This window comes from Streptomyces sp. UC4497, from assembly GCF_054871485.1.
In genome coordinates this window covers 460,383-474,357 of record NZ_JBTYHB010000001.1, presented here as the reverse complement: position 1 = coordinate 474,357, position 13,975 = coordinate 460,383, and the positions used below count along the sequence as shown (strand labels likewise).

Sequence of the window (13,975 nt, the reverse complement as noted above, 5' to 3'; positions counted from 1 at the left end):
AAGATCAGCGGGGGCGCAGCGCGGCGACGGCGAGCACCGCGGGCGCCGTGATGAGCAGGGTGAGCGTGACCAGGGACGGGCCGCCGCGCGGTGGGGCGCGGTGGGTGGTGGGGCGGTAGGCCGGGTAGTGCACCGGCTTCGGTCTTGGCGGCGGCTTCGTATGGGTCGGGGTCGGCTTCGGCTGTGGTTTCGGGGGCGGTTCGGGCGCCGGTGGCGGAGGCGGGGGAGGCGTCGGGGTCGGTGTCGGCGGAGGTGGAGGAGGCGGTGGTGGCGGAGGCGGCGGTGGCGGTGGCGGCGGTGGGGGTGCCGGCTTGGGAGGCGGAGGCTTCGGGGCCGGCTTCTTCGGCGGGGGAGTGCTGGGGCCCGCGCGGCAGATGACACCGCTGCCGGAGACCGCCACCGCGTCGCCCGACGAGCCGCCGTCCACGGAGGCGTACGCGCAGGCGTCGGCAGGGACGGCGAGCGGTGCGGCGACGGCGGCCGCGCTCGGCGCGCCGCACAGCCAGGCGGTGGCGAGCACCGCGACGACGCGGGTGACCAGGGCTGACCGGGAGCGCTTGGTTCGATGCACGACCATGATCCTGAGCAGCGGCGGGCCCCGGCACGCCGACACGGACCCGGAATGCCCCGATGGTGGGGCGCGGGAGCATTCGGGTTTGCGGGCGTACCCGGGCGTGCTAACGAACCCGCGCCCCAGGGCACATGCCTCTGCCGCACCCGAAGAAATCTTCCCCCGCATTGAACACAGCCGTCACCGCCGCGCGTACCTAGGGCCATGTGCGGCCCACCCGGGCTCGCACAACACCCAAGCAATGTGCGGGAGTTGAGATGAAGACCTCCTGGCGGAGCGCCTCGCTCGTAGCGACAGCTGCGGCCCTGCTGGCGCTGACGACGGCGTGCGGTCAGGACCAGGGCGACCAGGCGGACACGGGCCAGAACGTGGGCAGCGCGGCCGATGCGCAGGGCGGCTACGGGTCGTCCGACGGCTACGGCTCGTCCGGCACCACCGACAAGAGCGCCGCCAAGGCCAAGTCCGCGGGGCAGCTGGCCTCGTGGGACAGCAAGGAACTCGGCAAGGTGCTCACCGACAGCGACGGGATGACCCTGTACCGCTTCGACAAGGACACCGCCGAGCCGCCCAAGTCGAACTGCGACGCGGCGTGCCTGAAGGCGTGGCCGGCGGTGCCGGCGAGCGGTGCCAAGGCCGCGCCCGGGGTCGACGCCTCGCTGCTCGGCGAGGTCACTGCCGCCGACGGCACGAAGCAGCTGACGGTCGACGGCTGGCCCATGTACCACTACGCGATGGACAAGAAGGCCGGCGACGTCAAGGGCCAGGGTGTGGGCGGTACTTGGTGGGCCGCGGCCCCCGACGGCAAGAAGGCCAACAAGAAGGCAGAGGAGGAGGCCGGGGCCCAGCCCGCCGACCTCGAGGGCCTGTCCACGCGCAACGACCCGAAGCTCGGTGAGGTCGTCGTCGACAAGAACGGCATGACCGTCTACCGCTTCCTCAAGGACTCGGCCTGGCCCATCAAGTCGAACTGTGTCGGCGCCTGCGCCGAGAAGTGGCCGGCTGTCGCTCCGGTTGCGAAGAACGACACACAGAACATTCCACTGAAGGGATACATGACCTTCACAAGGCCCGACGGAGCTAAGCAGCAGACCTTGAACTGCTGGCCCGTCTACACCTTCTCGGGCGACAAAAAGCCAGGTGACACGAACGGACAGGGCGTAGGAGGTACTTGGTACGCGGCCGCTCCGAATGGAAAGCCGGTAGGCGCTCCCGAGTAACAACCAGGAGGGTCAAGTGCGTTCGGTGAGGCGCTCACAGTAGAGTCGTCAACGGAATTGGCTCGTTGCCGGTCCGTTCCCCGCATGGCCAGGTCAGGCCGTGTGGAGGGAGCGGGCCGGTTCTTTTCGTCGAGGAAAGAGAAGGTTTCGGGATGGTTTCGGATCGTTGCCGTTTGGCACGTGACGGAGGCAGTGACCGGGAACGGACGGTCAATTTCCGTTTTGACTCGCTCCATTGGCGGTGGATCAGTAGCCTCTGCTCGAACACCGGCACGCCTACGCCATGGAGACCTTGATGCAGCGTCCCGCCTGGGCCCCACGGGGCATCGACATCTCGGTGCCCAGTGTGTCCCGAATCTACGATTTCTACCTGGGCGGTTCGCACAACTTCGAGGTCGACCGGGAGGCCGCCCGCAAGGCCATGGAGTTCCTGCCGGGGCTGCCGAAGATCATGCAGGCGAACCGGGCGTTCATGCGCCGGGCCGTGCGGTACGCCGCTGAGCAGGGCATCACGCAGTTCCTCGACATCGGCTCCGGCATCCCGACGTTCGGCAATGTGCACGAGGTGGCCCAGCAGGCGAGCCCCGGAGCGCGTGTGGTGTACGTCGACCACGACCCGGTCGCCGTTGCGCACAGCAAGGCGGTCCTCGAGGACGTCCCGCACACCGGAGTCGTCACGGCCGATCTCCGCAAGCCGCGGGAGATCCTGGAGAGCCCCGAAGTCGCCGAACTCTTCGACCTGGAGCGGCCGGTGGCCCTGCTCCTCGTCGCCGTACTGCACTTCATCGAGGAGGCCGACGACCCGTACGCGGCGGTGGCCGAACTCAGTGAGGCGCTCGCACCCGGCAGCCTGCTCATTGTGACGCATGCCTCCAATGAGGGCATGCCCATAGAGACGGAGCGGGCGGACGGGATGGTCGACGTCTATCGACACGATGTCCGCAATCCGCTGATCATGCGGAACCGCGACGAGATCAAACGGTTCTTCAAGGGGTACGAGGTGGTCGCACCGGGCATCGTGGCGATGCCGGTGTGGCGGCCCGACACCGCCCCGGAGGACGAGGACCCGTACACGTACGCGGGCTATGTGGGAGTGGGGCGCAAGGCGTGACTGCTGCATCCTCCCGGGGCACGAACCCCGGACCTCAGGCCGGAAAAGCCGGCCGGGCGGGCAAGTCGGTACGGACCGACGACGGCATCGGTGGTGATGCGTCGGGCGGTCCCGAAGACAGAGCCCGCGAGTTCGCCATGATCTGGAGCCGGGCGATCTTCCCGGTCACGGCGACCTCGCTGACCCGGCACGAGTTCGAGGCGGAACTCGTGCCACTCGTGCGCCGGCTGCGCACCACGCTCGCCGCGCGGGCCCTGGACGGCGCGGAGGCGCAGGCCGTCGGCGCGGCCCTGGTCGACGCCCACTGCACCGACCCCGAGGTGCTCACCCAGACCCTCGACGTGGTGGAGACACATCTCGTCCGGCACTGTGGCGAACAGGCGCCCTCCGCGGAGCGCGCGGAGGAACTGCGCCACCGCTGCGCGCGCATCCAGCACGCGATGGCCGCCGGGTTCGCGGCCGCGCTGCGGGAGCGCACCCGCAGCGAGCAGGAGGCCATATCGCGCGCCGCGCTCGACGCCCGCAGCGCCGTCGCCGAGGCCCTGCACGCGAGCGAGGCCAAGTTCCGCGCGGTGTTCCACGGCGCCGCGATCGGCATCGGTATCGCCGACCTCGACGGCACCATCCTCGAGGTCAACGAGACGATGGTGCGGATGTTCGGCGGCAGCAGGCAGCAGCTGCTCAAGCGCAAGGCCCACGAGCTGACCCACCCCGAGGACGCCCCGCACATCTGGCGCATGTACCACGAGCTGGTGCAGGGGGACCGCGAGCACTACCGGGTGGAGAAGGCCTACTCGCGCCCGGACGGCACGGCCCTGTGGACGAACCTGACGGTCTCGCTGCTGCGCGATGCGGACGGCGCCCCCCAGTACCAGCTGGCGCTCATGGAGGACGTGACCGAGCGCCGGCTGCTGAACCTGCGGCTGCGCTACGAAGCCACCCATGACGCGCTCACCGGGCTCCCCAACCGCACCCTGTTCTTCGAGCGCCTGGAGAAGGTGCTCAGCGCGGGCGGCGGCATGCGCTTCGGCCTCTGCTATCTCGACCTCGACGGCTTCAAGACCATCAACGACAGCCTCGGCCACGCGGCGGGCGACCGGCTCCTCGTCGAGGTCGCGGACCGCCTCCAGGCCTGCGCCACCGCGCCCGGCGAGATGGTCGCGCGGCTCGGCGGCGACGAGTTCGTGGCGCTGACCACCGGCAAGGACACCCAGTCCGAGGTCGACGAGCTGGCCGGACGCATCATGCACGCCCTGGCCACGCCCATCCGCATCGACGGCCGCGAGCTGACCGTGCGCGGCTCGGTGGGCATCGTCGAGGGCCCGGCCGCCGAGCGCAGCCCCGCCGAGGTGCTGCGCAGCGCCGACATCACGATGTACCGGGCCAAGTCCGCGGGCGGCAACCGTTACGAGCTGGCCGACCCCGAGGCCGACGCCCGGGCGATCACGCGGCACGGCCTGACGACGGCGCTGCCCGCCGCCCTGGACCGCGGTGAGTTCTTCATCGAGTACCAGCCCCTGGTGCACCTCGGCGACGGCAGCGTGCGCGGTGCCGAGGCCCTGGTCCGCTGGCTGCACCCGCAGCACGGCGTGCTCGGCCCCGACCGCTTCATCCCGCTCGCCGAGCACACGGGACTGATCGTGCCGCTCGGCCGCTGGGTCCTGGAGGAATCGGTCCGGCAGGCGCGCGTGTGGCAGGACCGGTACGAGGAGGCGGGCCCGTTCCGCATCAACGTCAACCTGTCCCCGATGCAGCTGACCCACCCCGGCCTGGTGACGGACACCGTCGACATCCTGGAGCGCTTCGGCCTCGAACCGGACGCACTGTGCCTCGAGGTCACGGAGTCGGCGCTGATCGGCGCGGACGACGACCTCCTGAAGCCCCTGCGACGGCTCTCCGAAATGGGCGTCGACATCGCCCTCGACGACTTCGGCACCGGCTACTCGAACCTGGCCAACCTGCGCCGCCTGCCCGTGAACGTCCTCAAGCTGGACCGCTCCTTCACCCAGGGCATGCAGCAGTTCCCGGCGGACCCCGTCGACCTCAAGATCGTCGAGGGCATCGTCTCGCTCGCCCACAGCCTCGACCTCTCGGTCACCGTCGAGGGCGTGGAGACCGGGGCGCAGGCCGAACAGCTCAGGCACCTCAACTGCGACACCGCACAGGGCTGGTACTACGCCCGCCCGGGTCCTCCGGACCGCCTCCACGAACTGGCCTTGGCGGACGCGACGGGTTGATGTTTTTAGCCCTCCTGCGATTGAGGAAATCCAGCCCCGGCGACGGTTGACCAATTCCAGCCCCGCCGGCGTTTGAGGCGCGGGGTCCGGGGCAGAGCCCCGCGACCGCAACGCCGTGCAACCGCAACCCGTCACTCCCGCCCTTCGAAGAGCATCCGCTGAAGCTCACGCGCGGCACGTGGTGGCGCCACGTCCGACCGGTGCGCGAGCGCAATCGTGCGGCTCAGCCCCGGCTTGGCCAGCGGCGTCACCCGTAGGTCCGCCCCGGCCCGGTGCGCCACCATCCACGGCACCACCGCCACCCCGAGCCCGGCCCGTACGAACCCGAGGACCGCGTCCATCTCGCCGCCCTCCACCGCGAAGTCCGGCTCGAACCCCTCGCCCCGGCACGCGGCGACGGTGAGCTCCCGCAGGTCGTACCCGTGCCGGAACATGACGAGCCGCTCGCCCTCCAGGTCGGAGATCCGTACGGACTTCCGGCCCCGCCCGGGCGCGGGCGCGTCCTGGGACGACACCACCACCAGCTCCTCGCGCAGCAGCTCCACCGTCGTCAGGGCGGGCGCGGGCGCCGGCAGCGGGAGCACGACGAGCGCGAGGTCCAGGGCGCCGCGCGCGAGTTCTCGTACGAGGTCGTGGGAGCCGCCCTCCTCGATCAGCAGCTGAATCCCCGGATACCGGTCGTGGAAGGACCGGAGCACGTCCGGCAGCAGGCCCGTGCAGAGCGAAGGCGTCGCGCCGAGCCGCACCCGGCCCCGCTTGAGCTGCGCCAGCTCCTGCACCTCGTGCCGCGCCGTGTCCGCGTCGGCGAGGATCCTGCGGGCGAGCGGCAGGAGCGCCTCCCCGGCGTCGGTCAGCGAGATGTTGCCGCGGGCCCGCAGGAAGAGGTCGACCCCCAGCTCCCGCTCGAGCGCCCGGATCTGCTGGGACAGCGACGGCTGGGCGACGTGCACCAGCTCGGCGGCGCGCGTGAAGTGCCGGGTCTCCGCGACCGCGACGAAGTACTGGAGCTGCTGGAACTGCATACCGGCCAGCATAGTTCCCTCGATAGCGAATGCCTATCGAAATGAGGCGGACCATGTCTTGGACCGATCGGGCCTTTGGGCTCTAGCGTCTTGACCCATGGCTCTGGCAACGAGGACGGACCGACGGCCGTCCATGGCACGCACTGTCTGGGACAGCTCCGTCGGGAAGAAGACCGTGATGGCGGTGAGCGGCCTCGTCATGCTGCTCTACCTGGTCGCCCACATGATCGGGAACCTCAAGATCTTCTTCGGTCCTCCGGAGATCAACCACTACGCCCACTGGCTGCGGACCATGGGCGAGCCGGTCCTCCACTACGAGTGGGGCCTGTGGATCGTCCGAGTCGTGCTGGTCGTCGCCGTCGTCGCGCACGCCACGTCCGCGTACCAGCTGAGCCGGCGCGGCATCAAGGCGCGCCCCAGCAAGTACGTGCACAAGAAGCCGCGTTCGGACTACGCCACGCGCACCATGCGTTGGGGCGGCATCATCCTCGGCCTGTTCATCGTCTGGCACATCCTCGACCTGACGACCGGCACGGTGCACCCCGGCGGCTACGAGCACCTGCGCCCGTACCAGAACATCATCGACACGTTCTCGACCTGGTACAGCAACGTCATCTACATCGTCGCGATGCTCGCCCTCGGCTTCCACATCCAGCACGGGTTCTGGAGCGCCGCGCAGACCCTCGGCGTCGGCAGCCGCACCCGCGACCGCGTTCTGAAGACCGTCGGCAACGTACTCGCCGTGGTGCTCACGCTCGGCTTCATCGCCGTGCCCGTGGGCGTCATGACCGGATTGGTGAGCTGAGAGACATGACTACGTACGCTGAATACACCACCGGCGAACCGGTCGTCGACACCAAGGCCCCGCAGGGCCCCGTCAACGAGCGCTGGGACACCCGCCGCTTCGAGGCCAAGCTGGTCAACCCGGCCAACCGCCGCAAGCACACGGTCATCGTCGTCGGCACGGGCCTGGCCGGCGGCTCGGCGGGCGCCACCCTCGCCGAACAGGGCTACCACGTCGTCCAGTTCTGCTACCAGGACTCGCCGCGCCGCGCCCACTCGATCGCCGCGCAGGGCGGCATCAACGCCGCGAAGAACTACCGCAACGACGGCGACTCGGTGCACCGCCTCTTCTACGACACCGTCAAGGGCGGCGACTTCCGCGCCCGCGAGTCGAACGTGCACCGCCTCGCGCAGATCTCCGTCGAGATCATCGACCAGTGTGTCGCGCAGGGTGTGCCCTTCGCCCGCGAGTACGGCGGCCTCCTCGACACCCGCTCCTTCGGCGGCGTCCAGGTGTCCCGTACGTTCTATGCCCGCGGCCAGACGGGACAGCAGCTGCTGCTCGGTGCCTACCAGGCGCTCAGCCGCCAAGTCGCCGCCGGGAACATCGAGTTGCACCCGCGCACCGAGATGCTCGACCTCGTCATCGTCGACGGCAAGGCCCGCGGCATCGTCGCCCGCGACCTCATCACCGGCAAGATCGAGACGTACTTCGCCGACGCGGTGGTCCTGGCCTCCGGCGGCTACGGCAACGTCTTCTACCTGTCGACGAACGCCATGAACTCCAACGCCACGGCCATCTGGCGCGCCCACCGCCGCGGCGCCTACTTCGCCAACCCGTGCTTCACGCAGATCCACCCGACGTGCATCCCGCGCACCGGCGACCACCAGTCGAAGCTGACCCTGATGTCGGAGTCGCTGCGCAACGACGGGCGCATCTGGGTGCCGAAGGCGAAGGGCGACGACCGCCCGGCGAACAAGATCCCCGAGGACGAGCGCGACTACTACCTGGAGCGCATCTACCCGGCGTTCGGCAACCTCGTGCCCCGCGACATCGCCTCCCGCGCCGCGAAGAACGTATGCGACGAGGGCAGGGGAGTGGGCCCCGGCGGGCAGGGTGTGTACCTCGACTTCGCCGATGCCATCAAGCGGATGGGCAAGAAGGCCGTCGAGGCCAAGTACGGCAACCTCTTCGACATGTACGCGCGGATCACCGACGAGGACCCGTACAAGACGCCGATGCGGATCTACCCCGCCGTGCACTACACGATGGGCGGACTCTGGGTCGACTACGACCTGCAGACCACCATCCCCGGCCTCTTCGCCGTCGGCGAGGCCAACTTCTCCGACCACGGCGCCAACCGGCTCGGCGCCTCCGCGCTGATGCAGGGCCTCGCAGACGGCTACTTCGTCCTCCCGGCCACCATCAACGACTACCTCGCCAAGCACCCGCACAAGGACGAGGTGAACGCCGAACACCCGGCCACCGTCGCGGTCGTGCGCGAGACCGAGGAGCGGCTCGCGAAGCTGCTCGCGGTCGACGGTGACCGCACCCCGGACTCCTTCCACCGCGAACTTGGCGAGCTCATGTGGGAGTACTGCGGCATGGCCCGCACCGACGCGGGGCTGCGCAAGGCGCTCGACCGGATCCCGCAGATCCGCGAGGAGTTCTGGCGCCGCATCAAGGTGCCCGGCACCGGCGAGGAGTTCAACCAGTCCCTGGAGAAGGCCAACCGCATCATCGACTACATCGAGCTCGCCGAGCTGATGTGCCTCGACGCGCTGCACCGCGCCGAGTCCTGCGGCGGCCACTTCCGCGAGGAGTCGCAGACCCCCGAGGGCGAGGCCGAGCGCAGGGACGAGGAGTTCTCCTACGCGGCCGCCTGGGAGTTCACCGGCACCGGCGCCGCCCCCACCCTGCACAAGGAAGACCTGGTCTTCGAGTACGTCCACCCCACTCAGCGGAGCTACGCATGAAGCTCACCCTGCGCGTATGGCGCCAGAAGAACGCCGACGCCGAAGGCCACATGTCCACGTACGACGTGGACGGAATCTCGCAGGACATGTCGTTCCTGGAGATGCTCGACACCCTCAACGAGGAGCTCATCCTCAAGGGCGAGGACCCGGTCGCCTTCGACCACGACTGCCGCGAGGGCATCTGCGGCGCCTGCTCGCTCGTCATCAACGGCGACGCGCACGGCCCGGAGCGCACCACCACCTGTCAGCTGCACATGCGGTCCTTCAAGGACGGCGACACGATCGACATCGAGCCGTGGCGAGCCTCCGCCTTCCCGGTCGTGAAGGACCTGGTCGTGGACCGCTCGGCGTTCGACCGCATCATCCAGGCCGGCGGCTACATCACGGCCCCCACGGGCGCGGCCCCCGAGGCGCACAGCACCCCGGTCCCCAAGCCCGATGCGGACTTCTCCTTCGAGCACGCCGAGTGCATCGGCTGCGGCGCCTGCGTCGCGGCCTGCCCCAACGGCGCGGCGATGCTGTTCACCTCGGCGAAGATCAACCACCTCAACGTCCTGCCGCAGGGCGCGCCCGAGCGCGAGACCCGCGTCCTCGACATGGTGGGTCAGATGGACGAGGAGGGCTTTGGCGGCTGCACGCTCACCGGCGAGTGCGCGACGGCCTGCCCGAAGGGCATCCCGCTGTTCTCCATCACCAGCATGAACAAGGAGTGGCTGCGCGCGAACCGCAAGGTCAGCCGCTGATCGAGCAGGCGCGATAGGCGTCCCGCGAAGAGCGCGGGGTGGGCGGGACCGGCGTGGTGCTCAACCTCCGGTCCCGTCATCGCGTTCCCGGCACACTCCTCTTCAGGTACGGAGCGGTCCGGCTCATCTTCAGGTACGGAGCGGTCCGGCTCACCGGATCGGCGGCCACGCCCGCAGGCGTCCCCGCGACCACGACGCGCCCGCCCTCGGCCCCGCCGCCGGGCCCCATGTCGACGACCCAGTCCGCCCCGGCCACCACTGCCATGTCGTGCTCGACCACGACCACGGAGTGGCCGGCGTCGACGAGGCCGTTCAGCTGCCGCATCAGCACCTCGACATCGGCCGGGTGCAGGCCGGTCGTCGGCTCGTCGAGGAGGTACAGGGTGTGGCCGCGGCGCACCCGCTGCAACTCGCTGGCCAGCTTGATGCGTTGGGCCTCGCCGCCCGACAGCTCGGTGGCCGGTTGCCCGAGCCGGAGATAGCCGAGGCCGACGTCGAGGAGCGTGCGCAGGCTGCGCAGCACGGGGCGGGCCGCGTCGTCGTCCGCCGCTTCGAAGAACTCCGCCGCGGACTCCACCGTCAGGTCGAGGACCTCGGCGATGTTCCGTCCCCGGTAGGCGACTTGGAGGGTCTCGGGGTTGTAGCGGGCGCCCGCGCAGTCCGGGCACGGCGCGTACGTGCTCGGCAGGAACAGCAGCTCCACGCTGACGAAGCCCTCGCCCTGGCAGGTCTCGCAGCGCCCGCCGCTGACGTTGAATGAGAAGCGGCCGACGCCGTAGCCGCGCGCCTTCGCCTCTTCGGTTCCCGCGAAGAGTTTACGGACGACGTCGAACAGGCCCGTGTACGTGGCCAGGTTGGAGCGCGGTGTGCGCCCGATCGGCTTCTGGTCCACGACGACGAGCCGGCCGACGCCCTCCAGCTCCTCGGTGATCTCGCCGATCAGCGTCGACTTCCCGGAACCGGAGACGCCCGTGACGGCGGTGAAGGCGCCCAGCGGGAACTCGGCGGTGGCGTCCACCAGGTTGTGCCGGGTCACCGGGCCGACCTTCAACCAGCCCTTGGGGGAGCGGACTTGGCGGTCGGTCGCCGGTTCCTCGGCGAAGAGGTAGCGGGCCGTCGCCGACTCCGCGACCTCGCGCAGTCCGTCCACCGGGCCACTGTGCAGCACGAGCCCGCCGTGCTCCCCGGCCCGCGGCCCCACGTCGACCAGCCAGTCCGCGTGCCGCATGACGTCCAGGTGGTGCTCGACCACGAAGACGGAGTTGCCGGACGCCTTCAACCGGTCCAGGACGGTGAGGAGCGACTCGGTGTCGGCGGGGTGGAGTCCGGCGGACGGCTCGTCGAGGACGTATACGACACCGAAGAGTCCGGACCTCAACTGGGTGGCCAGGCGCAGCCGTTGGAGCTCGCCCGCCGACAGGGTGGGTGTCGGCCGGTCGAGGCTGAGATAGCCGAGGCCGAGCTCCGTGACCGTGGCGATGCGGGCCCGCAGATCCTCGGTGAGCACGCGCGCCGTCTCGGACGTGTCGCCCTCGGTGGCAAGGAGGTCGGCGAGGTCCGCCAGCGGGACACCGGCGAGATCGGCGATCGTACGGCCCGCGAAGGTGACGGCCAGCGACTCCGCGCGCAGCCGGGCGCCGCCGCAGGCCGGACACGGAGTGCTCTCCAGGAACCGCTCCGCCTTCGCGCGCAGCGACTGGCTCTTGGAGTCCGAGAAGGTCTTGAGCACGTACCGGTTCGCGCTCATGTACGTGCCCTGGTACGGGCGGTGGATGCGGCCCGCGTCCCGCACCGGGTGCACGGTCACCACCGGCTGCTCGTCCGTGAACAGGATCCAGTCCCGGTCCGCCTGCGCCAGCTCCCGCCACGGACGGTCGACGTCGTAACCCAGCGCGTCGAGGACGTCGCGCAGGTTCTTGCCCTGCCAGGCCCCCGGCCACGCCGCGATGGCTCCCTCGCGGATCGACAGCGAAGGGTCGGGCACCAGCAGTTCCTCGGTCGTGCGGTGCACCTGGCCGAGCCCGTGGCACGAAGGACACGCCCCGGCCGCCGTGTTCGAGGAGAACGCGTCCGAATCAAGGCGCTCCGCGCCCTCCGGATATGTACCGGCCCGCGAGAACAGCATCCGCAGCGAGTTCGACAGCGTCGTGACCGTGCCGACCGAGGAGCGGGACGTCGGCGCCGAACGGCTCTGCTGCAGCGACACCGCGGGCGGCAGCCCACTGATCTCGCCGACCTTCGGCGCGCCGACCTGATGGATGAGCCGGCGCGCGTAGGGGGCGACCGACTCGAAGTAGCGGCGCTGCGCCTCCGCGTAGATCGTGCCGAAGGCGAGCGACGACTTGCCCGAGCCCGACACCCCCGTGAAGACCGCGAGGACGTCCCGCGGGATGTCCACGTCGACGCCCTTGAGGTTGTGCTCGCGGGCGCCGCGCACCCGCACGAGACCGTCGTGGCGGGGGTCGGGCGAGGTGGGGTGGTGCATGGGGCGGGCTCCCGGTCGTACGGACGGCTGTGCGGTCACGGTGTCGTACTCCATGATCCACCCACGTCGCGGCAGCGGCGGCACGGAGAACGCCCGATGAATGATGTGCACACGCCTTGACTGGTGGTCATGGGCTCACGCACCGTTACGGAGGTCGTCATTCGGGCGGTGAGTGGGGGGCTTGTGAGCGGCAGACTGTTCGGCGTGGGCGCGGCGTTGTGTGCTCTGGCCCTCGTGGGTGCGGCCACCGCACCGGCCACGTCGTCACCGGCCTCCACCGCGTCCGGGCCTCGCCACGGCGGCCTGCCGCTCGGCGCCGCCGACCTGTCCGAGACACGGACGACGCGGGCGCTGCAGCCGGGGGTGACGCTCACCCGGATCGTGCGCGGCGCCGATGCCCCGGCCATGGCGTGGACCGTGGAGGTCTCCATCCCGGGCGGCGCGGGATCGCCCGACCCGGACGCGCCGCCGACCGCCCTGAAGGACGCGGTCAGCGCCGCCGAACTCGCCTCAGACCTGCGAGCGGACGGCTTCGACGCCCGCTCGGAGAAGGTCACCACCGCGGCGACCGCCGACTACGCGGGCGGCACGCTCGGCTGGCGGGTCCGCGTCGGCACCTTCCCGACCGAGTCCGCCGCCACCGCCGAACGCACCCGGCTGCGCGCCGCCGGATACACCGGATCCGCCTGGTACACCGGCTGGGACGGTAACGCCGGCGACCGAGGGTCCTGGCGCGTCGACGTGCTCACCATCGACCCGAAGAAGTTCCGCGGCAGCCTCAAGGCCTCGTACGGCCCCGACCTGGAGAACCGCGAGACCACCAGCGCGCTCGCCGCCGCCGAGGGCGCGACGGCCGGCGTCAACGCGGGCTTCTTCGTCCTCGACCCCAAGGCGGGCGCCCCCGGCGACCCGGCGGGCGTCGGCGTCTACGACGGCCGGCTGCTGAGCGAGGCGGTCAATGGCCGGCCCGGCCTCGTCGTCCACGACTCCGCGCGCGGCACCGAGGTGGAGCGGTTCACCTGGCGGGGGAGCATCCGCGCCGGCGGGGCGACACTGCCGCTCGACGGCATCGACCGCGTCCCGGGCCTGATCCGCAACTGCGGCGGCACCGCCGACGACACCCCGACCGCCCGGCCGCTGCACGACACCACCTGCACCGACCCCGACGAACTCGTCGCGTTCACCCCGGAGTTCGGCAAGCAGACCCCGAAGGGCGACGGCGCCGAGGCCGTCCTCGACCGGGCCGGCCGCGTCGTCGAGGTGCGCTCGACGCGCGGCGGTGCCCTGCCCGCCGGAGGTCGCAGCGTCCAGGCCACGGGCGCGTACGCGGCGCAGCTGACCGCCCTCGCGAAGACCGGTCAACCCCTCCGTATCCAGAGCGGGTTGAAGGACGCCAAGGGGCGCGCCGTCACCGCCTCCCGCTCGACCGGCATCCTCAACGGCGGCCCCGAACTCGTCCGCGACGGCCGCCTCCATGTCACCCCGGCCACCGACGGCATGGTGCAGCCCGACAACCCGAGCTTCTACTACGGCTGGGTGCACAAGCGGAACCCGCGCACCCTCGCCGGTACGGACGCCGCAGGACGCACCGTGCTCGTCACCGCCGACGGCCGCAGCACCGGATCCCTCGGACTGAGCATCAACGAGAGCGCCGATGTCGCCAAGTCCCTCGGCCTGCGCGACGCCATCAACCTCGACGGCGGCGGCTCGACCACGATGGTCGTCGACGACCAGGTGATCAACGACCCGTCCGACGCGACCGGTGAACGCCCGGTCGGGGACGCCCTGTTGGTGCTCCCCGGCACCCACTGAGACAAGTCGACGCACGC

The 13,975-nt window shown here is 70.6% G+C and carries 10 protein-coding genes; 7 read left to right on the top strand and 3 right to left on the bottom strand.

All coding sequences use genetic code 11. The annotated features are described in order from the left end of the window. Nucleotides 1-4: 4 nt before the first annotated feature. Nucleotides 5-577, bottom strand: coding sequence for a hypothetical protein (locus tag ACYSUO_RS02115; protein WP_461774235.1), 573 nt, complete (start codon nucleotides 575-577; stop codon nucleotides 5-7). Between the two features lie 251 nt (nucleotides 578-828). On the opposite strand from ACYSUO_RS02115, the gene ACYSUO_RS02110 reads away from it, so the two are divergent. From ACYSUO_RS02110 to ACYSUO_RS02100, 3 genes are all read left to right on the top strand, one after another. Then, entirely contained in the window at nucleotides 829-1,788 is a 960-nt protein-coding gene (locus ACYSUO_RS02110; protein ID WP_461774234.1) for an SCO0930 family lipoprotein, read from the top strand. Nucleotides 1,789-2,083: 295 nt separating this feature from the next. Beyond that, nucleotides 2,084-2,899: an SAM-dependent methyltransferase gene (locus ACYSUO_RS02105; RefSeq protein WP_461774233.1), complete on the top strand. Its 816-nt coding sequence runs from the start codon at nucleotides 2,084-2,086 to the stop codon at nucleotides 2,897-2,899. 137 nt (nucleotides 2,900-3,036) lie between these two features. Next, nucleotides 3,037-5,136, top strand: coding sequence for a putative bifunctional diguanylate cyclase/phosphodiesterase (locus tag ACYSUO_RS02100; RefSeq protein WP_461774373.1), 2,100 nt, complete (start codon nucleotides 3,037-3,039; stop codon nucleotides 5,134-5,136). A 131-nt stretch (nucleotides 5,137-5,267) separates the two neighbouring features. On the opposite strand, the gene ACYSUO_RS02095 is transcribed toward ACYSUO_RS02100, so the two are convergent. Next, nucleotides 5,268-6,158 carry a LysR family transcriptional regulator gene (locus tag ACYSUO_RS02095; protein WP_266717382.1) on the bottom strand — a complete coding sequence of 297 codons (891 nt, stop codon included), beginning with the start codon at nucleotides 6,156-6,158 and terminating at the stop codon, nucleotides 5,268-5,270. A gap of 133 nt (nucleotides 6,159-6,291) precedes the next feature. Between ACYSUO_RS02095 and ACYSUO_RS02090 the strand changes: the two genes are divergently transcribed. From ACYSUO_RS02090 to ACYSUO_RS02080, 3 genes are read left to right on the top strand one after another with little or no spacing between them, the layout of a single operon-like run. Beyond that, on the top strand, nucleotides 6,292-6,963 hold the full coding sequence (locus tag ACYSUO_RS02090) for a succinate dehydrogenase (RefSeq protein ID WP_461774232.1): 672 nt from the start codon (nucleotides 6,292-6,294) through the stop codon (nucleotides 6,961-6,963). 5 nt (nucleotides 6,964-6,968) lie between these two features. Then, nucleotides 6,969-8,918, top strand: coding sequence for a fumarate reductase/succinate dehydrogenase flavoprotein subunit (locus ACYSUO_RS02085; RefSeq protein WP_461774231.1), 1,950 nt, complete (start codon nucleotides 6,969-6,971; stop codon nucleotides 8,916-8,918). Then, nucleotides 8,915-9,661 (top strand): succinate dehydrogenase/fumarate reductase iron-sulfur subunit, encoded by a 747-nt coding sequence (locus ACYSUO_RS02080; RefSeq protein WP_426896803.1) that lies wholly within the window; start codon nucleotides 8,915-8,917, stop codon nucleotides 9,659-9,661. The genes ACYSUO_RS02085 and ACYSUO_RS02080 overlap by 4 nt, the downstream gene beginning before the upstream one ends. Before the next feature lie 76 nt (nucleotides 9,662-9,737). On the opposite strand, the gene ACYSUO_RS02075 is transcribed toward ACYSUO_RS02080, so the two are convergent. Further along, the gene (locus ACYSUO_RS02075; protein WP_461774372.1) at nucleotides 9,738-12,146 is read right to left on the bottom strand and encodes an ATP-binding cassette domain-containing protein; all 2,409 of its coding nucleotides are present in this window, start codon (nucleotides 12,144-12,146) and stop codon (nucleotides 9,738-9,740) included. Nucleotides 12,147-12,329: 183 nt separating this feature from the next. Here ACYSUO_RS02075 and ACYSUO_RS02070 point away from each other — a divergent pair, with 183 nt between their 5' ends. After that, on the top strand, nucleotides 12,330-13,958 hold the full coding sequence (locus ACYSUO_RS02070) for a phosphodiester glycosidase family protein (protein WP_461774230.1): 1,629 nt from the start codon (nucleotides 12,330-12,332) through the stop codon (nucleotides 13,956-13,958). Nucleotides 13,959-13,975: the final 17 nt, after the last annotated feature.